The organism is Candidatus Lernaella stagnicola (genome assembly GCA_030765525.1).
Classification (GTDB): Bacteria; Lernaellota; Lernaellaia; order Lernaellales; family Lernaellaceae; genus Lernaella; species Lernaella stagnicola.
The window spans coordinates 133547-155747 of sequence record JAVCCK010000003.1; the positions used below are offsets into that span (position 1 = coordinate 133547).

General features: G+C 59.0%; 24 protein-coding genes. 1 reads left to right on the top strand and 23 read right to left on the bottom strand.

Going from position 1 to position 22201, the window contains the following annotated elements; genetic code table 11:
• Window positions 1–20: 20 nt before the first annotated feature.
• The 6 genes from P9L99_01135 to P9L99_01160 all read right to left on the bottom strand — a co-directional run bounded on the left by P9L99_01135 (window position 21) and on the right by P9L99_01160 (window position 5558).
• Entirely contained in the window at window positions 21–1208 is a 1188-nt protein-coding gene (locus P9L99_01135; protein MDP8221936.1) for a phosphoglycerate kinase, read from the bottom strand.
• The gene (gene gap / locus P9L99_01140) at window positions 1198–2241 is read right to left on the bottom strand and encodes a type I glyceraldehyde-3-phosphate dehydrogenase (protein MDP8221937.1); all 1044 of its coding nucleotides are present in this window, start codon (window positions 2239–2241) and stop codon (window positions 1198–1200) included. Before gap ends, P9L99_01135 begins: the two co-directional genes overlap by 11 nt.
• A gap of 132 nt (window positions 2242–2373) precedes the next feature.
• Entirely contained in the window at window positions 2374–4170 is a 1797-nt protein-coding gene (gene asnB, locus P9L99_01145) for an asparagine synthase (glutamine-hydrolyzing) (protein ID MDP8221938.1), read from the bottom strand.
• Window positions 4171–4179: 9 nt separating this feature from the next.
• The gene (locus tag P9L99_01150; GenBank protein ID MDP8221939.1) at window positions 4180–4833 is read right to left on the bottom strand and encodes a DUF366 family protein; all 654 of its coding nucleotides are present in this window, start codon (window positions 4831–4833) and stop codon (window positions 4180–4182) included.
• 81 nt (window positions 4834–4914) lie between these two features.
• Complete coding sequence (locus P9L99_01155) at window positions 4915–5229, bottom strand: hypothetical protein (protein ID MDP8221940.1); 315 nt, start codon at window positions 5227–5229, stop codon at window positions 4915–4917.
• Window positions 5226–5558, bottom strand: a complete 333-nt coding sequence (locus tag P9L99_01160) for a glycoside hydrolase family 2 TIM barrel-domain containing protein (protein ID MDP8221941.1) — start codon at window positions 5556–5558, stop codon at window positions 5226–5228. Before P9L99_01160 ends, P9L99_01155 begins: the two co-directional genes overlap by 4 nt.
• A gap of 196 nt (window positions 5559–5754) precedes the next feature.
• Between P9L99_01160 and P9L99_01165 the strand changes: the two genes are divergently transcribed.
• The gene (locus P9L99_01165; GenBank protein MDP8221942.1) at window positions 5755–6351 is read left to right on the top strand and encodes a PilZ domain-containing protein; all 597 of its coding nucleotides are present in this window, start codon (window positions 5755–5757) and stop codon (window positions 6349–6351) included.
• A gap of 139 nt (window positions 6352–6490) precedes the next feature.
• Here the strand turns inward: P9L99_01165 and P9L99_01170 are convergent, their stop codons facing one another.
• The 17 genes from P9L99_01170 to fliM form a co-directional block, all read right to left on the bottom strand.
• Complete coding sequence (locus P9L99_01170) at window positions 6491–6778, bottom strand: EscU/YscU/HrcU family type III secretion system export apparatus switch protein (GenBank protein MDP8221943.1); 288 nt, start codon at window positions 6776–6778, stop codon at window positions 6491–6493.
• Window positions 6775–7851: a flagellar hook-length control protein FliK gene (locus tag P9L99_01175; protein ID MDP8221944.1), complete on the bottom strand. Its 1077-nt coding sequence runs from the start codon at window positions 7849–7851 to the stop codon at window positions 6775–6777. The genes P9L99_01170 and P9L99_01175 overlap by 4 nt, the downstream gene beginning before the upstream one ends.
• 57 nt (window positions 7852–7908) lie before the next feature.
• Window positions 7909–8220, bottom strand: coding sequence for a hypothetical protein (locus P9L99_01180; protein ID MDP8221945.1), 312 nt, complete (start codon window positions 8218–8220; stop codon window positions 7909–7911).
• A 212-nt stretch (window positions 8221–8432) separates the two neighbouring features.
• A complete protein-coding gene (locus P9L99_01185) occupies window positions 8433–9692 on the bottom strand; it encodes a hypothetical protein (protein ID MDP8221946.1) in 1260 nt (419 codons plus the stop codon).
• Window positions 9693–9756: 64 nt separating this feature from the next.
• Window positions 9757–11283, bottom strand: a complete 1527-nt coding sequence (locus tag P9L99_01190) for a sulfatase (protein ID MDP8221947.1) — start codon at window positions 11281–11283, stop codon at window positions 9757–9759.
• Window positions 11264–12055: a FliA/WhiG family RNA polymerase sigma factor gene (locus tag P9L99_01195; GenBank protein MDP8221948.1), complete on the bottom strand. Its 792-nt coding sequence runs from the start codon at window positions 12053–12055 to the stop codon at window positions 11264–11266. The genes P9L99_01190 and P9L99_01195 overlap by 20 nt, the downstream gene beginning before the upstream one ends.
• A complete protein-coding gene (locus P9L99_01200) occupies window positions 12043–12231 on the bottom strand; it encodes a hypothetical protein (GenBank protein MDP8221949.1) in 189 nt (62 codons plus the stop codon). The genes P9L99_01195 and P9L99_01200 overlap by 13 nt, the downstream gene beginning before the upstream one ends.
• Before the next feature lie 43 nt (window positions 12232–12274).
• Window positions 12275–13162, bottom strand: a complete 888-nt coding sequence (locus P9L99_01205; GenBank protein MDP8221950.1) for a MinD/ParA family protein — start codon at window positions 13160–13162, stop codon at window positions 12275–12277.
• A 17-nt stretch (window positions 13163–13179) separates the two neighbouring features.
• Window positions 13180–14406 (bottom strand): flagellar biosynthesis protein FlhF, encoded by a 1227-nt coding sequence (gene flhF, locus P9L99_01210; GenBank protein ID MDP8221951.1) that lies wholly within the window; start codon window positions 14404–14406, stop codon window positions 13180–13182.
• A 3-nt stretch (window positions 14407–14409) separates the two neighbouring features.
• On the bottom strand, window positions 14410–16482 hold the full coding sequence (gene flhA / locus P9L99_01215) for a flagellar biosynthesis protein FlhA (protein MDP8221952.1): 2073 nt from the start codon (window positions 16480–16482) through the stop codon (window positions 14410–14412).
• A gap of 1 nt (window position 16483) precedes the next feature.
• Window positions 16484–17554 (bottom strand): flagellar biosynthesis protein FlhB, encoded by a 1071-nt coding sequence (flhB, locus tag P9L99_01220; GenBank protein MDP8221953.1) that lies wholly within the window; start codon window positions 17552–17554, stop codon window positions 16484–16486.
• An 18-nt stretch (window positions 17555–17572) separates the two neighbouring features.
• Window positions 17573–18358: a flagellar biosynthetic protein FliR gene (locus tag P9L99_01225; protein MDP8221954.1), complete on the bottom strand. Its 786-nt coding sequence runs from the start codon at window positions 18356–18358 to the stop codon at window positions 17573–17575.
• The gene (gene fliQ, locus P9L99_01230) at window positions 18358–18627 is read right to left on the bottom strand and encodes a flagellar biosynthesis protein FliQ (GenBank protein ID MDP8221955.1); all 270 of its coding nucleotides are present in this window, start codon (window positions 18625–18627) and stop codon (window positions 18358–18360) included. The genes P9L99_01225 and fliQ overlap by 1 nt, the downstream gene beginning before the upstream one ends.
• 16 nt (window positions 18628–18643) lie before the next feature.
• Window positions 18644–19429, bottom strand: coding sequence for a flagellar type III secretion system pore protein FliP (gene fliP / locus P9L99_01235; protein ID MDP8221956.1), 786 nt, complete (start codon window positions 19427–19429; stop codon window positions 18644–18646).
• A 22-nt stretch (window positions 19430–19451) separates the two neighbouring features.
• Window positions 19452–20585 (bottom strand): flagellar biosynthetic protein FliO, encoded by a 1134-nt coding sequence (locus tag P9L99_01240; GenBank protein ID MDP8221957.1) that lies wholly within the window; start codon window positions 20583–20585, stop codon window positions 19452–19454.
• A gap of 11 nt (window positions 20586–20596) precedes the next feature.
• A complete protein-coding gene (fliN, locus tag P9L99_01245) occupies window positions 20597–21163 on the bottom strand; it encodes a flagellar motor switch protein FliN (GenBank protein ID MDP8221958.1) in 567 nt (188 codons plus the stop codon).
• Window positions 21164–21168: 5 nt separating this feature from the next.
• On the bottom strand, window positions 21169–22194 hold the full coding sequence (gene fliM / locus P9L99_01250; GenBank protein ID MDP8221959.1) for a flagellar motor switch protein FliM: 1026 nt from the start codon (window positions 22192–22194) through the stop codon (window positions 21169–21171).
• Window positions 22195–22201: the final 7 nt, after the last annotated feature.

Genomic DNA, 22201 nt, shown 5'->3' on the forward strand with positions numbered 1-22201 from the left:
TCACTATGATGGGCTCGATCTCACGATTCGAGGGCGGCGATTCCGGGCAGTACCCGTCCTTCGAGCAATTCGAGGCTCGCCCCGCCTCCGGTTGAAATGTGACTGATTTGGCCGGCCACGCCGGCTTTCTTCACCGCACTGACCGAATCACCGCCGCCGACGATCGATACTGAATCGCTGGAAGCGACCGCACGGGCCACGGCGAAAGTGCCTTGGCTGAATTTTTCAATTTCGAAGACACCCATGGGTCCGTTCCATACGATCGTCTTGGCCGACGCAAGCGCCTCGGTAAACAACACAATCGATTGCGGACCGATGTCCAGACCCATCATGTCGGCCTCGAATTCGCCGTTGCGTATCACCTGCGCCGCGGCGTCGGCCGATACGGCGTCGGCCACGACATGGTCGACCGGCAATAGTATCTTCACGCCAAGTCTTTGGGCGCGGTTCAGCACGGCCCGGCAATAGCCCAGCCGGCTTTGTTCCAGGAGACTCTTGCCGATTTCGTTGCCCAACGCCTTGAGGAAGGTATAGGCCATGCCGCCGCCGATGATCAGCCCGTCCACTTTGTCCAGCAAATGCTCGACAACGCCCAGCTTATCGCTGACTTTCGCGCCGCCCAGCACCGCCCAAAACGGGGGCGTCGGATCCGCCAAAGCTTCCCGCAGGTAGCGCAACTCCTTGCGCATCAGGAAGCCGGCGCCCTTCTCCGCCACGGCCCGCGGCAGCGCGTCGATGCTGGCGTGCGCCCGGTGGCTGGCGCCAAAAGCGTCGTTGATATAGACATCGGTCAGTTCCGCGAGTTGCCGCGCGAAATCGGGGTCGTTAGCTGTTTCCCGCGGATCGAAGCGCAGGTTTTCCAGCAAGAGAATTTCGCCCTCTTTCAACTGGTTGGCCACAACTCTCACGCCGTCGGAATACACGTCCAATTCCTCGCGCATGATCACCGTGCGGTCGAGCAATTCCCGCACGTGCTCACCCACCGGCTTGAGCGACAGACTCTCGACCGCCTTCCCTTTCGGCCGGCCCAGATGGCTGGCCAGGATCAGCCGGCCACCCTTGCGAAGGATCTGGCGAATCGTGGGCAGCACGGCTTGAATTCGCGTATCGTCGGTGATTTGCCCGTCCGTGATCGGCACGTTCAAATCCGCGCGCAGAAAAACCCGTTTCCCTTCGATTTCCAGTTCGTCCACATACTTAATGGCCATCGTTTCCTTCCTTCTCTGCCTGGATCATCCAGTGCATCATATCGATCAGCCGGGCCGCGTAACCCATTTCGTTGTCGTACCACAGCATGACCTTGGCCAAGCTGCCCTTTTTACCGGCGACCATCGTGCGAGCCAAATCGACCGTAGCACTGGCCCGGCAACCGTTCAGGTCGCCGGAAACCACCGGGTCGCGCGTCACCTCCACGATGCCTCGCAGCGACCCGAGCGTCGCTTGATTCAGTACATAATTAATCTCTTCTGCGTCCGTTGTCTTGCCAAACGAGAGATTTACATCGGCGAGGCTGACGTTGGGCGTCGGCACCCGCACCGACAAACCCGTGATCCTTCCTCTCATCCGCGGCAGGACGACACCCACGGCGGCGGTCGCCCCGGTGGAGGTCGGCACCATATTCATGGCTGCGGCGCGTGACCGGCAAAGGTCTTCGTGCGGCGCGTCCACCAGGTTCTGCCCCTTGGTATAGGCGTGGATCGTGGTCACCAGCGCGTGCTCGATGCCGAAATGTTCATCCAGCACCTGCACGACGGGCGCGAGGCAGTTGGTCGTGCAACTGGCGTTGGAAACCGCGTGGTCGCGCGCCGGATCGTATTGCTCGTGATTGACGCCCATCACGAAAGTCGGAAGCCGTTCGCGGTCGCCCGGATGGGGATTGGCCGAAAGCACGACTTTTCGCGCCCCGGCCTCCAAGTGGCCGGCCAACGCGTCGTAACGCGTGAACTGCCCCGTCGCCTCGAGCACACACCAAATGTCATGCGTCCGCCAATCACGCTGGCCCGGTGTCCCGCCGGACACGACTGGAATGCGGCGACCGTCGACAACGATGGCGTCACCCTCAGCCTCGACGGACCCCGGATAGCGACCGTGAACCGAATCATATTTCAGCAGGTAGGCCAACGTCGGCGCCTCGGCAACGTCGGCAATGGCGCCGATCTCGAAGACGTTTTGTTGCTGTGCTAGTCGGAAAAAGCAGCGCCCGATGCGGCCGAATCCGTGAATGGCGATGCGCGCGGTCAAGTAAACATTGTCTCCCGGAGCAGAAATTCGCGACTGGCAGGAGTTTAGCGCGAGCCCGCGCGGTGTCAACGGCATCGATCGGCGACGGCGCGTTGCGATAAGGCGCCCTGCATCAACATGGTCGCGTTGTGGTTAGGTCAACCCCGCCAGCCACAGGTTCCACGTTGCCAGTAACATGATTTTTGCCGGGCGGCGCCAGACCGATCGGCATGCGGGCCCAAACAGCAAGGCGATCGCTTTTTCGGGATCGTACAGACGGCGGCCGAAATCCGGCGGATCGGCGATGAGCCGCGCGAAGTAATCGGCGTGCGCGGGGTCGTCCAGGTACGTCGCGTACGGCGCCTGCAAGCGAATCTTCGGCCGGTACGCGATCTCGTGCGGTACGCCAAGTAGCTTCGCCGCCTCCTTGACCACGAGCTTGCCGCCCCCCTCTCCCACCAGCAAATGATGCGGCAGGCGCTGAGCAAAGGCGACTATCTCGCTGTCCAGGAAGGGGTAACGCATCTCCAGCGGGTTGGCCATGCCGATGCGGTCGTTCTTGAGCAGGATATTTTGCGGCAACGGCCCCAGCCGCTCGGTCGCCAGCACGAAGGGCAAACCTTCCGCGACGCCGTTACCGGCCCAAGTGGTCTGCATGTGTACCGCCTCACGCACAGCCTTGGCCCGGTCGGCAAGTGGCGAGCCGATCGCCGCGAGTTCCTCGGGTGAAAACACCTGCACGAGTTCGAGGTATTTCTCGATCGTGGAGCCGCCGGATTCGTAGTGACGCGGATCGCAGTGAGCGTAACCCGCGAATAGCTCGTCGGCCCCGCCGCCCGAAAGCGCGACGCGAATGTCGACCGCCGCTCGCTTCGTCAGAAAATACAACGGCGGCGAACTGATACTCATGCAGGGGATGTCCTGGCGCCGGACCGCCTCGGGGAAACTCGCCGTCAGTGCGGCCGCGCCCGCCGTAACATGAACCGGCCTGGGTGCGCCCAAGGATTCCGCGGTCTGGTCGGCGAGATCGGCTTCGCTGAAGACTTCAGAGCGTCGTTCGAAACTATCCTTGAAATGGTAATCCCGTGTGCTGCCCGAGCCCTCGAAACCCACCGTGTAGGAGGGTCGTTCGACCCGCATTTTCCGCAGCACGGCGGCGATCAAGCCCGAATCGACACCGCCGGAGAGAAAGAGCCCGTCGGGCGACTCGGTCGACAAACGCCGCGAAACCGCCGCGTGCATCAGGTTGGCCAGGGACGAAGCCGCGTCGCGCAGCGTGCCGCGAAAGCCGGGATGGAAACGCGGCAGGCCGAAGAACCGTTTCTCCAGCATGTCGGGTCGCACGGTGAGAATCGCACCGGGCTCAAGCTGCCGTACGTTTGCCAGCGGCGTTTCCGGCGCCGGGAAGAAACCCATGCGCAGGAAATACGTAATCGCGTCCTCGTCGAGTTCACGCGGTGTCTGCGGGTCGGCCAGCATGCCGCACAGTTCGGACGCAAACACGATTTCATCGGGCGTTTCGCGATACAACAGCGGCAGAATGCCCGCAGCGTCACGGGCCAGGATCAGGCGGCGCCGTCGCTCATCCCACGCCGCGATGGCGAATTGCCCGTTGAATTCAGCGATAATTTCCGGCCCGCAATGGGAAAGCAGGCGCGGCAGCAGCACGGTGTCACCGCTGACCTCCTCCAGGCCGTGTCGAAACGCCAGCTCGCGCCAATTGAAAATCTCGCCGTTCCAGACGACGGTTATCCCCCGATAGCTCGCGGGCTGCGCGCCGCCGTCATGGTCTTCGAGACTGAAACGCTGGGAAAGCAGACATACAGGTCCCGCGGCATGTATACCCATTGCGTCTGGGCCGCGGTGGGCGATGGCCGCGCCGATTCGTTCCACGCGAGCGGTATCCGCGTTCGCGCCGTCACGTCGCCAGTGGCCTGCAATGCCGCACATGCGCGAGCCTTAGGGAACCCAGCGCACTTTGGTCGTGGCGGCCAGCACTTTTTCGTAGTCTTTGGCGAAATTCTCGGCGACCCACTCGCCGTACGCGACGGGGTCGATGCCGAGCATGTCCAGCGCGGCGGTCTGCACCGGCGTGCCCTCGGTGCTCACGTTGATGCCGGCGTGAATCAGGCATGAAACCGGGCTGGCCGTGGCAATGGACACCGAGAGTTTTTTGCAGCCCGGGATGCTGTAGTGAAAGCGGCCGGAGAGCACAAACTGCGTCATGTCCTCGCCCTTGTCGAATTCGATTTCCGCCGGAAACAAGCAGTAGACATCGTTGCCGGACAATTCCACGTCGCATGCCACGTCGGGGGATTTCATCCAGCGCGCGCCGCGGGCCATCCAGCCGTTGAGCAGCCGCTGCGCCAACACCGCGGTCGTCAAGTCGATGCCGAACATCTCGACCACGTAGTGTACCTGGGAAGCGGCGAAGATGGGGCGGTCGTGTACGGCGTCGTCACGGTCGATGAGTTTCTCGACGGTGATTTCGGTCGGCGCGATCCAACCCAAAATCGAGTCGCCTTGCACGCCGAAGTTTTCGAATGCGTACAAGCTTCGCAATTGCGACGCGTCATAGAGTTCGTGAAAACCGCTTTCAAACAATGCTTTCATGATCCCTCCTGCAACCTCTGTCGGGTCAGCATACGGAGAGAATCATCGAAATAAAAGCCTGCCGGTGGTCGCGTCGCGCGGTCAGCAGCCGCAGCCCGCGTCGGATTTGTTTTTCTCCACGTCATCATCGCTCGCCGTGTCATCGTTGTCATCGTCGTCCGCGGCGGTGTCGTCGCTCGGCTCGTTTTCATTGACGTAATCGTCGGGTTCGGGACCCAAACCGCCGAACGCGGCATAAGGCGCGTAGCCGTCGCGCAGCAGTCCGGCGACCGGTTTCCATTGCTCGCGATCCATGTCGATCAAACCCATGGATTGATGGAAGGACGCCACGAAATCCGGCAGGCCGTTTTTAGTGAACCAGTCGAACACGCAGAACCACGTGGTCGCCGCCATCACGCCGGTATCTCGGACATCACGGCCATTCCGAGACGATCCGCCACCAGGTAGGTATAGGGATGGTTCGGGTAGTGGCCCATCCGTAGGAAAAGCGCGTTGAGTTCCTTGATGATCGACAAATCCTCGACGATGCGTTCCCGACTCGCGCTGCGCCCCGTATCAGGCCATTCCTCATGCCGCGCCACGCCGGGCAGAAACGCGATGCGGCCGTTGAGCATCAAGCGCCCGTTTTCCCGCTCCACCGTTCGCACGCCGAACTGCGTGTGGTGAACGTCGATGACCTCGCCCGCGGTGAAGGTTACGATCGCTTCCCGGGAGCGTCGGGTCACTGAGTGCCACTTTTCCCCGGCGGTTGGCCGCCCGTTTTCGAAAAACTAAAAAAAGTGACGTTTGGCACTTTTATTATGCGGCTATATTTCCGATATTCTTATTCAAATGACGGATAGACTCAATCACATCCAGTCGCAACGCGAAATCCGGGAAGTAATCCGAGAAGCGTGTGCCACGGGCGGTGCCATCAAAGTCGTGACACGCGATCATGGTACTTTTCACTCGTGTATCCTCCACACGTTTCACGGCGACCTGGTTATCGACCAACCGGAACCGGCTGCGGCGTGTGAGAACGTCGAGGCCGGAACGGAAGTGCAAATCCACTGCTTCCTCTCCGGCGCCGGCATGCACGTATTCAACACCCGCTACCTCGGTAAAATGGGAGCGACGTCCCAACACCGCCTGGAGATGCCGGGGGAGATTAATTTCGTCCAGCGGCGGCAGGCCTTCCGCGTGGAGCCGGGGAATTCGCTGCCGGCCGAAATCGTATCTCTCTTGGGCCGGCCCGCGTTGGCGAAGACCCGCGTGGAGAACATCAGCATCACCGGAATCTGCCTCTCGTTCATCAAGTCCGCCGGTGTGAAGCCCGGCATGGAAATTCAGAAAATCCGCGTGTTGCTTAACAACACGGAGATGTTGGAACTCGACGGCATTATTCGGGGGGCCTGGCGCTCCAAGCACGGTCGTTTCTGCCTCGGTATCGCCTGGAAGCACCTTTCCCCCGAGAACCGGAAGATCCTCAACAACTACATCCTTTCCTGCCAGCGGTTTGAATTGCGCCGCGGAAGATAGCGACTGCGGCGCGATGCGTAACAACGTTTCTCCGGCTGGTTTTTCGATCGAATAATCCGTGGCGAGGAAACAACGGTGCGCGCCATCAGGTCGGCTCATTCCACAGGCCACCCGCGACTCGTGGTTCATCAACCAGCGCTTAGACGTCGCCTCGCCCGTTCATGCGGTAGACAAACGCGAGTACTTCAGCGACGGCTTGATAAAGCGCCGGCGGGATTTCTTCACCAAGCGGCATTCTGGCCAGCGCGGCGGCAAGGTCGGGATCTTCGCGTAACGGCACACCGGCGGCGATCGCTTTTTCGATTATCTTCTCGGCGACCACACCCATTCCCTTGGCGGTCACGCGCGGCGCGCCGTCTTTGCCGGGATCGTATTTGATCGCGGCGGCGGCTTTGCGATCCACTTTTTTTTCTTTCTTTTTGCTCATGCTTTCACATCCAGCGTTCTTTTCTCGCCGTCCACTCGGATCATCGTTCGCAACTCGGGCAAGGGCCGCATGTCCAGCCCCTCGCGTACCGACACGGCCGGTGACAATCCCGCGCCGCGCAGCGCCTCGCGCAGATCCGGTATGGATTCCTCGAGGCGTTCGGCGGTTTGGGCGGTTTCGGTAAAAATCCGCACCGAGACACGAGACCCGTTCAACACAACGTGGGCCCGCACTTCCCCCAAACGCGACATGGTTAACCGAACCACGGCGGACATCGCGTCCGGATCGTCGCGCCCTCCCTCGGCGTCGTGACGTTTGTAGACCCAGATATCCGTGGGCTGCGGCTCGCCCTGATAGAGGAATGGCAGCGAAATAAACAGGGGCCGGCCGCGGGCGTCAAGCAGCGCATTGAGGCCGCGAAAAAGGCCGATTTGCTCTTTAAGTGCGCCGGCCAGGTGGGTGAGGTTTTCGGCTTCGGCCGGCGTCAAGGAACCGCTGCGCTGCAAGAGACCTTGGAAGTCCTTTTTGCCGGCTTGAAGCATGCGGTCGAGTAGACCCGGCAGGTTGACGCCGAGAAACTCCCGCAGGCGGTCTCCCGATCCCATGGGAGAGAGACCGAGGACGGCACCCAGGTTTTGCAGATTCGCGGCGAGTCCGGTATCGGCCTTGAGCAGGGGAAGCAGCAGGGCGACGAGTTTTCCATACATCCCTGCCAGGCCGGTTTTTGCGTCGCCGAGTGATTGAAACGCCGGCCCGGCCAGCACCTGGGCGATGGTCTGCGATCGTTTTTCCATGCCGCCCAGTTTGGCGCGGACGAATTTTGCGAGATTCGTGAGCGTATTGCGGTCTTCGCCGACGCGCCGCAAGACAAAGCCCTTGCCCGAGCGCTGCACTACGACGTCGATTTTCGCGCCGACCGGAAAGTCCCCTTCGGCCCGGGCGGTGACGGGCGTGCCCTTGATATCGAGCATCACCTTGCCGCTTTCGAAGCGCTCCAGCACCGTGACCGCCAGTTTGTCGCCGTGCTGGAGGTTTTGCATCACCTGCCCGCGGCGTGCAACGAAGAAAGACATCGGCAGTCGCGGGCTCGTCCCGGTAGACGGGGTGGTCGGATGAAATTGGTTCGGCATTTAGATCGTTACGTTGATGCGCTTGTAGCCTTGCGGCTTCTTTTCTTCGCCGTTTTCGGCTTCGTCGCGACTTTTAGCTTTTGCCTGCATCTTCCGCTTCCGGCGCCGCTTTTCTTCCTTTCGGCGCTTGCGGTCCTTCACTTTCTGGTTCTGTTCGGAGTTGTTGACGGATCGGTTGCGGACTTCCTGCTCGCGGGCGGCTTGCGATTCGGCGTTTTTCTGGTTGACGTCAACCGCCAGTTGCTGTGCGCTTTGCACTTGCCCAACGAGGTTGGATCCAGCGATAGTATTGGCAGCGCCGACGGGACTCACGTTCGCCTCCTTGCGAAAAGTTTAGCTCGTATCATTACGAGTCGCAACAATAGGCCGGGCTCTCCTATGTCAAACCTATCCTTCCATTAACGTATTTCGGCATTTCTCCAGGATTGTTTAGCCAAAAAACGCCACCTTTTGCGAATTTGGGAAAAAACGCGCCGCCAACGGTCTCACAAAGTTGGTGCCTGGCCCCAATCGTTATTCGGTTTTTAGGTTGACGTCAGAATGGTCACGCCCCACAACGGTTGATCATTTTCCGAAACCGGAGCATCTTCGGGTTGCCAATCGCCATCGTATCTTCTCAATATCAAAGCGTTTTCGGTTTCATCGTCATATCCGACAGCATAGCCGACGCCCCCGGGGCTGATTGCGACCGCCTCTAGGCCCCAGTCGCCGTCAGGAAGCGGCATCGTCTCGACGCTCCAACTGCCGGCGTATCGAAGAACGACGCCGGCGCCGTTGGCGGCATCATGACCGACGACAAAAAGCGCGGTCGGTTGGCAACTCACGCCGCGCAGTTCCCAGCCAGGGCTGACACTGGGCAGCGTTTCCTTTCGCCACGTTCCATCCCGGCGCACTAGCACCAATCCCCGAGACAGCGTTTCTTGGCGTCCCACAGCCACAACGCGGCCGTCCGGGCAACCGGTCACCGCGGCCAATTCCCACGCCCCGGCAACGAAGGGCGCGTTTTCCAAAGCGAAACCGTTTTCGTCGCCACTCCATAAGATGCCGGTATCGGTATAGTCATCCCGTCCTACAGCAACGGCCTCGTCCGGCCCCACCCACCACACATCGCGCGCAATGCACATGCTGTTGGCGTTGGGCTCGGTCACCGGGGCCTGTGTGAATTGGATGCCGTCGAAAATCCAGATGCGGCTTTGCGTAAATCCCATGTGCGCGAAACAGCCGGCGCCGGCCGCCCGCGATGCGCTATGCGCGCTGACGCCGAACTGCCAGCTCGAGTAGCAGGCAAAGCTGCGATCCACGAGACCGCCGTCCACGAACTCATATACCTCGGCGAATTGCCCGTAACCACCGACCAGCAACGCTTGTCCCGTGTCGAAGGCCGAAACATCGCGCAACGGATACAGACTCGGAGCGCCGGGCACCACCAGCGCTTTCCATCCCTTCGCCGTTCGAACCCAAGCGACGGGTCCCGACCCTTCCGAACCACCGACGGCGATGGCGTTTTCGGCCGCGTCGTCGTCATCGTCGTTGTCGTTATCATCGTCATCATCGTCGTTGTCGTCATCATCATCGGTGTCATTATCGTCATCATCGGTGTCGTCGGCGTCATCATCAGTGTCGTCATCGGTGTCGTCAGCGCCATCGTCGGCGTCGTCATCGGTGTCGTCGGTGTGGTGAAATGCGTCGCCGTCATTGCTTTTTTCGGGGGAGCAGCCGGTCGCGAACCCGAGAAGCAACACGAGAAGAGCGGCGGTAAGAAGAACATGAAGGGGACGTACCATGCTTCCCCCAAAAGCTCGCCGGGGTTGGTTGCCCTTGGAAACGGCAAGCGACAAGTCGATTTTGCTACAAGTACCCCAGGTCTTTCAACTGTTGTTGAAATTCGGGTTCGATGTTCACATCGGTTTCGCTTTTCTGTCGTTTATGAAGCCGGGCTTTTTCCTTTCGAAAGGCGCGGACGAATTTCGAATAGGCGCCGGCAAACCGGTCCATATCCTTCGGATACGTCTCGCCCAGATCCTTTTGCTCCTTCGGATCTTTGCCGATGTCGAAAAGCGCCCGGAAGCCATCGGTTGGGTGGTTAAAACGGTGGAATTTGCGCAATTCGGGAGTCAGAATCACCGTCCAGGTCCCTGGCCTACCGCGCCGGTGATTGGTTAGGCGGCCCCTGACGGTTTGGGAAAGCAGTTCGCGTCGCGGCAGCGGTTCGTCGTTTTCGATGACACGGGCGAGACTGAGCCCGTGCTGCAACTTGGGTGCTCCGCCTACACCCAGCAAGTCGAGAAAAGTCGGTAGAAAATCGACGTGGCTGACCGGGGCGTCGAGCGTTACGCCGCGGCGGTCAATCCACGGTACCTGCATCATGAGCGGGATGTGAATCGTTTCTTGCCAGCACTGCGCCATGTGAACGCGGCCACCGTGTTCGAGAAATTCCTCGCCATGATCCGACGTGATGACGATCATCGTGTTTTCCGTCAGTCCGCGTTTCTTCAGGCCGGCCAGAAGTCGACCGATGCCGTCGTCGGTGTAGCGGATTTCGCCGTCGTACAATGCGATGATGTGCTCGAAATCGGCGCGGTCCATATCGGGGTTGAAATCTTCGCGTCGCACCATGTCGAATGAGTCAATATTTCCTTTGTAACCTGGATCAAAAAGATCGACGTACTTTTGCTCGGGATTGTAGGGGTGATGCGGATCCCAGTAATGCAGGAAGAGGAAGAAGGGCTTTTCCCGGTGCCGGTCGACCCAATCCAATCCCCACTTCGTGACCTTGTTCGCAAGCTTCCACCCTTTGACTTCGCGGAATCGATCCTCATCCGACTTCGTCTTCTTGTCGGTCGGGTAGATGAACCGCGTATCGTAGTCGTCAAAGCCGCGATTGAGTTGAAAGCGCGGGCGCATGAAAGGCGCACAAACGATTGCGCCGGTGGCGAAGCCGCGCGTTTGAAGGATCTCGGCCAACGTGGGGATACCGTCAAGGAGCCGTTTCTGTATGGTCTCGGCGCCGTGGGTCATCGGGTACAGGCCGGTAAACATCGACCCGTGGCTGGGTAGTGTCCACGGAGAGGCGGCGTATGCTTGGGTGAACATGAAACCGTCGCGCGCGAAGCTGTCGAGATTCGGCGTTGTCGGTTTGGGGTATCCGTAAACGCCGACGTGATCGGCGCGCAAGGTGTCGATGCTGATCAGAATGATGTTTCCCTTGGGCGGCCCGGCGGGCGATGACTTTTTTCGGCAGCCGATCACGGCGCCTGCGGCGACCAAGGTAACGAGCAATAAATACGCCATCAGGGCGATTAGTCGATGTCGTTTGATCGAGGCTCCCTTTCGAACGAATTGAATCTGCGGTCGACTAAAGTAGGTTCTCGGCATCGTCACGCAGCAAGCGGCGCAGTTTTGTTTTCAGGCGAATCACCGCTTTGTTGTGGATTTGGCTGACTCGGCTTTCGGTGATGCCCAGCACCAATCCGATTTCCTTCATCGTGAGTTCGTCAAAGTAGTACATCGAAATGACGAATCGCTCGTTTTTCGGCAACTCATCGATGGCCTCGGCTAACAATTCCCGCACGTCGCGAAGATTGAGCAACGAAATCAGGTTTTCGGCATGCGGTTCCTTGAAATACTCCAGCGTGTTTCGACGCTGCCCGGTAGCCGTATTGTATCCCAGGTCCTCAAACGAAATGAGGCTGACGCCGCTGGCCTTGCTAAGTAGGTCCTGCAATTCATCCAGGGGAACACCCATTTCTTCGGCGAGTTCCTCGTTGCTGGCGGCGCGTTTGTTTTTCGCTTCGAATTGTTCCACGGCCCGCTGCAACTGATGTATTTTTTGCCGGATGGAACGCGGCACCCAGTCCAGACTGCGCAAATCGTCGAGGATCGCGCCGCGGATGCGGAATTCGGCGTAGGTTTCGAATTTGATATCGCGGGATGGGTCGAACTTATCGATGGCGTCGATAAGGCCGAGTACGCCGGTGTTGATCAAGTCGTTCAAATCGATCTGCGACGGTAACTTTCGAATCATACGATTGGCCACGAGGCGGACGAGCGAAGTGTACTTTCGAATAAGGCGATCGCGCATGCGCAGGCGGTCTTTTGCCTTCGCAGTCTTATATTCGCGGATGTCGACTTCCACTACCTCAGCCATAGTTTCTCATATACCAAGCCGCCCAGGAACGACAAGGTCCCGAAGGCCGCCGCGGCGATGATGGTTCGCATCAAGACCGTGCTAAAGGGCACGCCTTGAGTGACACCGGCCACCAACGTGACGAGCCCGGCCAGCAAGGTAGCTCCCGCAATCAGCCGTTTGGTCGCAGTTCGCATACAGTTCGTCTTTATTTCCCGTTACACCGAAGAGCAGGCGTACCTACCCGACCCGCAAGACGTGCCGCCAAAGGAACTGAATGTTCCCCTTCGGCGATGTGGGAATTTCCAAATCTAGCACGTTTTTTGCCAAATTGGCAAAGGTTTGCGCCGCCGGTGAGTGTGGATAGGCGTGCAGGAGCGGTTGGCGCTTTTGCACCGCTCGGGTGACATTGGGGTCGAGAGGTACGAAACCAAAGTAGTTTATCGATAAATCGAGGAATCGATCGGCTGTGTCGGCTATTGCGCGGAAAACGCCCAGCGCTTCTTTCTCGTCTCGGACCATGTTTACCAATAGGTTGAAACGTTTTTCCTGATATCGCGTGTAAAGCACTTTGATCAGTGCATAGGCGTCGGTCATGCTCGTGGGTTCCGGTGTCACGACGACCAAAATATGTTGGGCGACGATATTGAAGTACATGACGTTTTTGCCGATTCCGGCGCCGGTATCCAGCAGCATGACGTCGATCGGTTCGTCCCAGTTTTCGAACTGGGCGACCAAGTCCAGCCGTTCCTCTTCGGTCAAATCCGGCACTTCATCGATGCCGCTGGAGGCCGGGAGCACAAGAACCCCGTCCGGTCCCCGGGCCACGACGTCTTGGATCGTCTTGCCCCCGTCGAGAACATCTTGAATCGTGTACTGCGGTTTGATGCCGAGCAACAGATCGACGTTGGCCAGACCCAGGTCGGTGTCAAACACAAGAACCTTCTTGCCGAGCTTTGCCAAAGCGAGCGCCAAGTTGGCCGAGATGTTTGTTTTGCCCACGCCGCCTTTGCCCGACGTGATCGAAATCACGCGGACGGGTCGCCCCTCGACAAGCGGCGACCTTTCCATCGCGGCTTTGTCGCGATGCTCCTGTGCTTTTTTGCGAAGATGTTCGGCCTGATCCACGTGACTGGATCCTTTCCCTAGGTGTTCGCGGTCACGTTCAATAGCAAGTCGGCGACTCGTTCCGAGGTCGCGCCTTCGATGTCGTCCGGAACGTGCTGCCCCACGGTGAAGCAGGAAACCGGCAAGTTCGTTTGCTGCATCAAGTTGTACACATTACCAAAATTATTTGCTTCGTCCAACTTTGAAACGATCAGGCTCGTCAGCGGAAAAACGCCGTACCGGTCGGCGATATCGGACAAGTCGGCGTCGTGCGTCGTGGCCGAAACGATAAGGTGAACGTCCATCGGCACGCCGGTCTCGTAGACCTTAGCCAACTCGCCCATCATGCGCGCGTCTTTTTGGCTGGCGCCGGCGGTGTCGATAAACAGCACGTCCTTGTCGGCATGTTTGCGAACGTTTTCGATCAGGTCGACTTCGTTCATGCACACTTCGATCGGTACGTTGATGATTTTCGCGTACGTGCGCAGTTGGTCGATGGCGCCGATGCGGAAAGTATCGACGGTCAGCAGCGCCACGCGGTGACCGAATTCAAAAACCTGCTGGGCGGCCAACTTGGCGATGGTGGTCGTTTTCCCCACGCCCGTGGGGCCGACAATCATGTGAATGTGTTGGTCGCGGCCGGGATGGAAGGGCGTGGCGGTGCGCACGCGATCCATAAGTACGGCGGCGAGGTATTCCATGCCGTATACCGAGACCGACAGCGATTTGCTCGACAAGCGGCGACTGGTCTGCTCGATCAGTTCCTGGGCGTACGCGGCATCGACGCCCTCTTCCAGCAGCTTCTCGTAATAAACGGCAAGGTCCGGGTCGTAAGGCAGTGCGCCACGGCGGGAGCCCCCCGTTGAATCCACCACCATGCGCTGCAGGCTGGTGAGTCCCTTGGCGAAGCCTTCGAGCTTTTCGTTAAGGGAATCCGGCTGCAACTGCCCCTGAATCTCTTCCAGACGCCGGGTGATCACGTGAAGCTCGGCCATGATTTCGTTCACGCTCCGGCCGGCGATTTGCTTGATTTCTGCTCCGTTCTCCGGACGCGGCACTTGAGGCACTTCCGGCTCGCGGACTGCGGCTTCGACGGACGGCGTAGGCCTCTCGTCGAGCGAGGCGGTCACTTCCAGCGCGGTTTTGCCGCGCCGGTCTTTGACGGAACGAATCGAGAGGATCACCGCGTCCGGGCCCAATGTGCGTTTGACGCGCGTGATGCCGTCGCGCACGTTCTCGACTACGAAGGTTTGAACCTGTGCCATTTTCTACACTCCCAATACGCCGAGGGAATAGATTCGCGCCTTGGTGTCGATTTCGTTGTGTGAGAGCACCGAGATGCCGGGCACGAATTTGTCGATGAAGCGCTTAAAGTGACCGCGCGCGAGCGGCGAAGTGAGGAACACCGGCCGCGCACTGACCTCGTTGAACCGTTCGATCGATTTCTCGACCGCGTTGATAATCTGCTGCGCCAAACCCGGGTCGAGCGCCAGGTAGGACCCTTGCTCGGTGTGGTTGACGGCTTCGGAAAGCATTTGTTCGAGTCGCGAATCGAAGGTCATCAGCGGGATTGAACCGTCGTCGGTCACGAACTGGGTGGAGATGCCGCGACCGAGCGCTTGGCGCACATATTCGGTCAGGACCTCGGGATCCTTGGTAAGGGTCCCGAAATCGGCCAGCGTTTCGACAATGGTTAGCAGATCCCGAATACTGACCTCCTCACGCAGCAAATTCCTAAGCACTTTTTGCACCACGCCCAAGGGAAGCAAATTCGGGACCAATTCTTCGATCACCTTGGGGTAACTCTTTTTGAGGTTCTCCAACAAGTGGTTGACTTCTTCTCGGCCAAGCAGCTCGTGGCTATGAAGTCTAAAGATTTCAGATAGATGCGTCGTTATCACCGTCGCCAGATCCACGACCGTATACCCGGCAAACTGCGCTTGTTCACGATCGCGCTTGCGTATCCAGACGGCGGGCAGGCCGAATGCGGGCTCGACCGTCGGAATTCCGTCGATCGGCCTGTCAACAGTACCGGGGTCCATGGCCAGGAGGCGATCAGGCATCAGTTCGCCGGTGCCGACCTCAATGCTCTTGATAAGTATTCGATATTGACCCGGTTTTAGCTGCAAATTGTCGCGAATGTGGATCGGCGGGATGATCACTCCCATGCGTTGGGCATACTGCTTGCGAATCGCGCGGATTTTCTCCAGCAACTCGCCGCCGGCATCCATATCCACCAGGTTAATCAGGCCGTAGCCGACCTCCAATTCGATGAGGTCCATGGAAAGAACCTCTTCGACCGTTTCGGGCGGCACTTCGTCATCCTCGTATTCGTCCAGAGGCGTGGCCAGCTTGGCGCGGGTGGCGGCGCGGGTTTGCAACCCCAACACCAGCACGGCGCCGGAAAGCACCGTGAAGGGCACGAAGGGCAGCCCCGGCACCAAGCCGAAGAAAATCAGGATGCCGGACGCAATGAACAGCAGTCTCGCCTTCCCCATCAACTGCTCGCCGATCGCCGTGTGTAAATCCGACCGCGAACTGGCGCGCGTGACGATCACACCGGCCGACGTGGAGATAATCAGTGCGGGGATCTGGCTCACAAGACCATCACCGACCGAGAGCAAAGTGTAGTTCTCGGCCGCGGTGGCCGCATCCATGCCCTGCTGCGCGACACCGACGATTATGCCGCCGATAATGTTGATCAAGGTGATGATGATGCTGGCGATGGCGTCGCCGCGCACGAACTTCGCCGCACCGTCCATGGCGCCGTAAAAGTCGGCCTGCTGTTCGATTTGCTGCCGTCGCTCGCGGGCGCCCTGCTCGTCAATCAGGCCGGAGTTGAGGTCGGCGTCGATCGACATCTGCTTGCCGGGCATGGCGTCGAGGGTGAAGCGGGCGGTGACTTCGGCGATGCGCGTGGCGCCCTTGGTAATGACGACAAAGTTGATGATCACCAGGACGATGAAAACGATAATGCCGACCACGTAGTTACCGCCGACGACAAACTGCCCGAAGGCTTGGATGACCTTACCGGCGGCGTCGGTGCCTTCGCTGCCGTGCAGGAGAATCAGCCGCGTGGTCGCCACATTAAGCGCCAGGCGGAACAAGGTGGCCATGAGCAGAATCGTGGGGAAGGAAGAGAAGTCGAGCGGGCGTTCGATATACAAACTCACGAGCATGATGAGCAAGCCCAGGAAAATGCTCGTCGTAAGCAAGAAGTCCATAAAGAACACGGGTATCGGGATCACCATCACAACGACGATCAGCACCAGACCCAGCGGCATGATCAGGTCGAAACCACGTCCCCGTTCGGGTGCTTCGATCAGTTGACCGTTGGCCATGTCACACGCTCCGTCGTTCTTTGAGGTTGTAGACGTAAGCTAGAATCTCGGCCAGCGCCTGATAGAGCTGCGGCGGCACGGCCTGCCCCAGTTTCACGAGGCGGTAGAGTTCGCGGGCCAGTTCGGGCCGCTCGAGCAACGGTACGCCGTGCAGCTTGGCTTCTTCGCGAATCTTCAACGCCACGTGGCCCTGGCCCTTGGCGACGACACGCGGCGCGAGGTCGGTGAGCGCTTCGTATTTGATGGCGACGGCGACGTGAGTCGGGTTGGTGATAATCACGTCGGCTTCCGGCACTTCCTGCATCATGCGTCGCATGGCGATTTCGCGCTGGATGCTGCGAATGCGGGCCTTGACCTTCGGGTCGCCCTCGGACTGCTTCATTTCGTCTTTGATTTCTTGCTTGGTCATGCGGAGTTTTTTTTCGTGCTCGTAGCGTTGGTAGGCGTAGTCGAGCGCCGCCAAGATCAGCAAAAGCACGGCCACCCGCACGAAGATGCGAAAGGCCATAATCAGCACGAAAGTCATGACGGCCCAGGCGTCTTGGTTGGTCATGTTGAGCAGTTGGTCGGTCTCGGCATTCACGGTGCGCCAAACGACAAAACCGATGACGACGATCTTCGCGATGTTCTTGACAGCTTCGACCAGGCCGCGCAAGGAAATAAACCGCTTGGCGCCCTCCAACGGATTGATGCGGTCGAGTTTGGGTTCCAGGGCTTTGGGTGAGAACATCAGCCCGGTCTGCACGACGTGCGCCGCCACGCCGACGGTCACGATGATGCCGAGCAGCGGCCCGAGTAGTACGACAGTGTGAACCAGCAGATCCTTGAGGATCGGCCGCAACGTCGTGGCCGTTATCTCGACTTGGCCGATCAGGGTCAACGGCATACGGAAGACCATCTCGAGGTGATCCCACATCCAGGTGGCCAACGAGGAAAAAACCAGCAGCGACGCGCCGAAAACGAGGGCGCTGGGCAGTTCGCGGGTTTGCGCAACCTGCCCTTCCTCCTTCGCCTTCTCCCTCTTTTGGGGAGTTGCCGGCTCGGATTTCTCCTGGTCGTTGTCTTCCGCCATTCGCCAACCTTTCCCCTCTTACGGCGCGGCCGTCGCCATGAACTGCAGCATCCGTGTGAGGCTGTGCTGGTACATGGCGTCGATCCCGTGCACGAAATAGGGCACTCCCACGGCAGTGACGATCAGCCCGATGCCGATCGTCAGCGGGAACCCCACGATGAACACATTCATTTGCGGCACGGTGCGCGCGATGACGCCCAAGCCGATTTTCGACAGCAAGAGCGCCGCGATCGGCGCACCGGCGATCGTGATGGATGTTTTGAACGCGAGGTCCAACGTTTCGATGAACATCTGCGCCTGACTCGGATGGAATACGACCGCACCCAACGGCACGATGGTGAAACTGTCGGCGATGGCCTGCAAAAAGGGCCGATAGATCCCGCTGACGATGAAAACGATCACCGCCAGTCGCGCGTGCAGCGTCGCCATAATGCTGATGGCCGAACCGGTGCTCGGGTCCACGACGTTGACGATGGCGAAGCCCATTTGGAAGCCGACCATCTGCATACCGATGATCGCCGCCTGCACGACCCAACTGATCAGCCAGCCGCACATCAATCCGAAGATGAGTTCCTTGGCCGCACCCAACATGAAATAGAAACCGACTGCGGGAACGGTGATCGGCCCTTTGGCGATCAGGCCGACGGCCACGACCAGCGCAAAGGCGGCTACCAATCCGGCCTTGAGCGATCGCGGTATTTCGCTGCCGCCGAATACCGGTAAGGTGGTTAACAGGCCAAGCACACGCAGGTACACCAGCATGTACAATTCGATGGCCCCAACCGGCAGCGAAAATAGCGGCATTACTGCAGAAAGCTCCCCCATTCAGTGAACATGCGTTCGGTAAAATTAACGATCACGGTAATCATGCGGTCGTAACTGAACGCCACGGCCAGCGCGGCGACAATAATCTTCGGGATGAAGGTGAGCGTCATTTCGTTGATTTGGGTGACGGCTTGAAAGACGCTGATAACCAATCCGACCGCCAGACCGGCCAACAGAACCGGCGAGGCGACTTCCCATGCGGTCCAGATGGCTTCGCTGCCGATCGTGGCGAGCAGTTCTATATTCATATCCCGTGTCCCTTCCCTACGTCACGAAGCTGTTGACCAAACTGCCGATCAACAGGTACCAGCCATCGGCAAGCACAAACACCAAGAGCTTGAAAGGCAGGGAAATCATGATGGGCGGCAACATCAGCATTCCCATGCTCATCAGCACCGAAGCGATCACCATGTCGACGATCAAAAAAGGCAGCCAGATTAAAAAGCCGATGGTAAAGGCGGTTTTGAGTTCCGAGACAACAAACGCGGGCACGAGGGCGATTGTCGGCACGTCGGTAATCGTGCGCGGCTTGGGTTGGTTACTAATTTTCAGAAAGAGTCCCAGGTCTTTTTCACGCGTATGCTTGAACATGAAAACACGCAGCGGTTCCATGGCGTTTTCGATGGCTTCCTCGTAACCGATTTGCTGGTCCATGTACGGTTTGAGGGCGTTCTGATTGATCTGGGTCCACACCGGGAACATGATGAAGACCGTCAAAAAGAGGGCCAATCCCAACACGATTTGGTTCGTCGGCGTCTGGTGCGTCCCCAAGGCCTGCCGCATAAAAGAAAGTACGACGACAATGCGCGTGAAGCTCGTGAGCATCACCAGAAACGAGGGCACCAGCGCCAGCACAGTAAGCAGCAGCATAATTTTGAGGGCCGTGGATATCTGATCGGGGCTGTTGGCCTGCCCGACCCCAATGGTGATTTGGGGCATAATCGGGGAACTGGGCGCCATGGCGACGCCGCCCGCCTGCTGCGCCATGGCCGGTCCGGCCCAGGCCACAAGCAACACTATCCCTATGATGACGGTTACAATAACCCTCATTGCCGCCTCTTTTATGCTTCAGTTACAGGCGTTTCAGCCCTTTGACCCGCTCGGCGATGCTGCGCAGCGTATCGTGCCCCGCGGCCGTGCTCTCCGTCGGAACATGCCGCGAGTACGCGCGCAACTTGGCGCTGAATGTCGCCGCCGCGTCGGATAGGGAATCCGGTGCCGTTTCGGTTTCCCGGCCGAAGCTCGCCGGTTCGATCGGTTTGGGACCCATAAAACCTTCATGTTCACATTCCGCCGTTTCGGGCTCGGGTTCACCGAGTAACCGGCGGCGCGCTTGTTCGGATTCGATTTTCGTAAGCATCGTCACGCCGCTGGACGTCAACGCCACGACGATTAATTCGCCGGCCACGTCGACTACGACAATGCGACGTTTCATGTCGATCATGCCCGTTTGTACGACGCGAATCTTGCCGTGCTTCCCACCCTGCAATCGCGCCGGCAGTTTGAAGCGTCGCGCCAGCGCGGCCAACCCGACCAACAACGCCAGGGTGACGCAGAGAGCGACGATCATTTTGATGACTGCCTCGGATATGCCGAACCCGGCTTCCTGTTCGGCTTCGGCCGCAGCCGGCTCGGTCTGTTTCGCCGCCGGCTTAGGGGAATCCACGGCGGGCTTATCTTTGGGGGCAACGTCTCCGAAAATGGCGGCCAAATCGACCTTCGCCTCTTCGGGGATGTCGTTTTTCGGCGGCGGCGATAGTTTGGCCACAACCGGAGGCGCCGCGACGGCGGGCGCGAGGCCCATTTTCACCGCCACCGTGTCACCCTGCACGATGACGTGGGCGTCGGTGGTTCCCTTGTATTGATCGCGCAGCCGCGCTACGGCGCGCACTGTCTTTTTGTTGATCTGCGCCATGGCGACTTGCTGAAAGCACTTGCTTTCCAGTTTGTTGAACTGCCGCACGGGCGGGTGTGTGTAAGACACCGGGAACGTAATGTGCAGTTCCCGGCCTTTGGTGATCACGGAGGCCCCGTCGAGACCGGCGCGGTTTTTGACGTCGAATTTCAGGGAGCAAGCATCTCCCGACGGAGCGACGCCGACCACGAAATTCATTTTCATAAGGTAGGACAGTTCGGCCGCCGCCGGCGCGGCGATCCACAACGTCGCGACTAGCAATAGCAGGAATATGATCGTCCGGTGGCGCATGGTCTCTCCTACTACTTGAGCGATTCGATGCGCTCGGATTTACTGATGACGTCGGTTAAGCGAATCCCGAATTTTTCGTTGACAATGACCGCCTCGCCACGTGCCACCAGCTTGTTGTTGACGAAGATTTCAAGGGGTTCGCCGGCCAATTTCTGCAGTTCGACGATGCTGCCCGGTCCGAGGCCGAGCAATTCGCCGATCGTCATACGCGTGCGGCCCACTTCCACGGTCAACACAAGTGGAATATCGAGCACGAACTCCAGAGAGCGAGCCTGCTCTTGCTCGATGCGCACGGATCGCTCGAATTGCTCCATGGGCATGTCGCGTGACCGCTCGTCGCGTTTTTCGGCGCTTTCGGTCGCGGCGCTTTCGGTCGCGCCGCTTGGCTCGGCGGCAGTACCCTCGGCTTCACCCTTTTTCATATCCTCGTCGGACAAGCCCCACGCGGCGGGATCCGAGTTGGGATCGCCGGCCTTTTTCTCGTCTTTCTTGGCGGCATTGTCCTCGCCATCTTGTTCGGTGTTCATTTCCGACAACAGGCTGTCGATATCGTCTTGATTGAGAACGTCGTCCGGCATGATCCTCAGCCCCCGATGTGATGGATTCGCACAGCTTTGTAGCCGCGCTGAACACCGACGTGTCCATCGAACTTCGAGGTGCCTTCCACGACGAGTTCGACGGGTTCGTCAGCAAATTGGTCCAAGATAATTTCTTGGCCGACCTTCATTCTGGTCAGTTGATCGACACTCATGCTCATCTGCCCGAGTCGGGCGGTAACATTCACTTTGGAATTCAATACGGCGCGGGTGATGGTCTCGCGCCAAAGCGAATCGTCATACGCAGCACCCTCACCCAAAAAGCCGGACGAGAGTTTTTCGCGCATGGGCTCAATCATGGCGTAGGGCATGACGATTTGAATCAGTCCCGAGCTGCCCTCGACGTCGACGCTGCTTTCGATGACCATCACGATTTCGGTCGGGTGGGCGATGGATACGAATTGCGGGTTGATTTCGGTGCGCTCGAACTTGACTTTGACCGGTTCCACGGCCTCCCAGGCCTTTTGGAACTCGAACAGCCCGCTGCTGACCACTTTGCGCACGATGTTAAGTTCGATCGCGGAGAAATCGCGACCCTCCACGCGAAAGCGGCTTTTGCCGACGCCCCCGAGAAAAATATTGACCAGCACAAACGCGAAACTGCTTTCCACGATCATCGCGCCCATACCCCGCAGCGGGTCCATCTTGAACAGGTTGATGGAGGTAGGCAACGACAACCCGTTGAGGAATTCGCCGAACTTGACCAAGCGAATATCCCCGACCTCGACATCGACAACGCGCCGCAATTCGATCGAGAGCGAACTGCGAAAATCGCGACAGAATTTTTCGTGGATGACTTCCATCATCGGCATTTTGCCGCGGAAAATCCGGTCTTGGCTGGTGATGTCGTAGGGACGGACCTCGTGGTCCTCGTATGTTCTCTGAGAGCGGTTCAGGGCCTGGGAAAGCGCGACGTGCTCCTCGGGCGATAGAGGTTTTTCCTCATCGGTAATTCCCTCCGAAACCGCCGAAAGCAGCGCATCAACTTCTTCTTGGCTAAGAACCTGGCCCATGTCGATC

Bases quoted from the DNA above. Each gene is read 5' to 3' on its own strand.
- asnB (MDP8221938.1), bottom strand. From the start codon at position 4,170: ATGTGCGGCATTGCAGGCCACTGGCGACGTGACGGCGCGAACGCGGAT.
- P9L99_01195 (MDP8221948.1), bottom strand. From the start codon at position 12,055: ATGGCTGAGGTAGTGGAAGTCGACATCCGCGAATATAAGACTGCGAAG.
- fliN (MDP8221958.1), bottom strand. From the start codon at position 21,163: ATGCCGGACGACGTTCTCAATCAAGACGATATCGACAGCCTGTTGTCG.
- P9L99_01200 (MDP8221949.1), bottom strand. From the start codon at position 12,231: ATGCGAACTGCGACCAAACGGCTGATTGCGGGAGCTACCTTGCTGGCC.
- P9L99_01150 (MDP8221939.1), bottom strand. From the start codon at position 4,833: ATGAAAGCATTGTTTGAAAGCGGTTTTCACGAACTCTATGACGCGTCG.
- P9L99_01225 (MDP8221954.1), bottom strand. From the start codon at position 18,358: ATGCCGCTATTTTCGCTGCCGGTTGGGGCCATCGAATTGTACATGCTG.
- P9L99_01240 (MDP8221957.1), bottom strand. From the start codon at position 20,585: ATGCGCCACCGGACGATCATATTCCTGCTATTGCTAGTCGCGACGTTG.
- flhB (MDP8221953.1), bottom strand. From the start codon at position 17,554: ATGGCGGAAGACAACGACCAGGAGAAATCCGAGCCGGCAACTCCCCAA.
- fliQ (MDP8221955.1), bottom strand. From the start codon at position 18,627: ATGAATATAGAACTGCTCGCCACGATCGGCAGCGAAGCCATCTGGACC.
- flhF (MDP8221951.1), bottom strand. From the start codon at position 14,406: ATGGCACAGGTTCAAACCTTCGTAGTCGAGAACGTGCGCGACGGCATC.
- flhA (MDP8221952.1), bottom strand. From the start codon at position 16,482: ATGGCCAACGGTCAACTGATCGAAGCACCCGAACGGGGACGTGGTTTC.
- fliM (MDP8221959.1), bottom strand. From the start codon at position 22,194: ATGGGCCAGGTTCTTAGCCAAGAAGAAGTTGATGCGCTGCTTTCGGCG.
- P9L99_01185 (MDP8221946.1), bottom strand. From the start codon at position 9,692: ATGGTACGTCCCCTTCATGTTCTTCTTACCGCCGCTCTTCTCGTGTTG.
- P9L99_01190 (MDP8221947.1), bottom strand. From the start codon at position 11,283: ATGCCGAGAACCTACTTTAGTCGACCGCAGATTCAATTCGTTCGAAAG.
- P9L99_01135 (MDP8221936.1), bottom strand. From the start codon at position 1,208: ATGGCCATTAAGTATGTGGACGAACTGGAAATCGAAGGGAAACGGGTT.
- P9L99_01170 (MDP8221943.1), bottom strand. From the start codon at position 6,778: ATGAGCAAAAAGAAAGAAAAAAAAGTGGATCGCAAAGCCGCCGCCGCG.
- fliP (MDP8221956.1), bottom strand. From the start codon at position 19,429: ATGAGGGTTATTGTAACCGTCATCATAGGGATAGTGTTGCTTGTGGCC.
- P9L99_01175 (MDP8221944.1), bottom strand. From the start codon at position 7,851: ATGTCTTTCTTCGTTGCACGCCGCGGGCAGGTGATGCAAAACCTCCAG.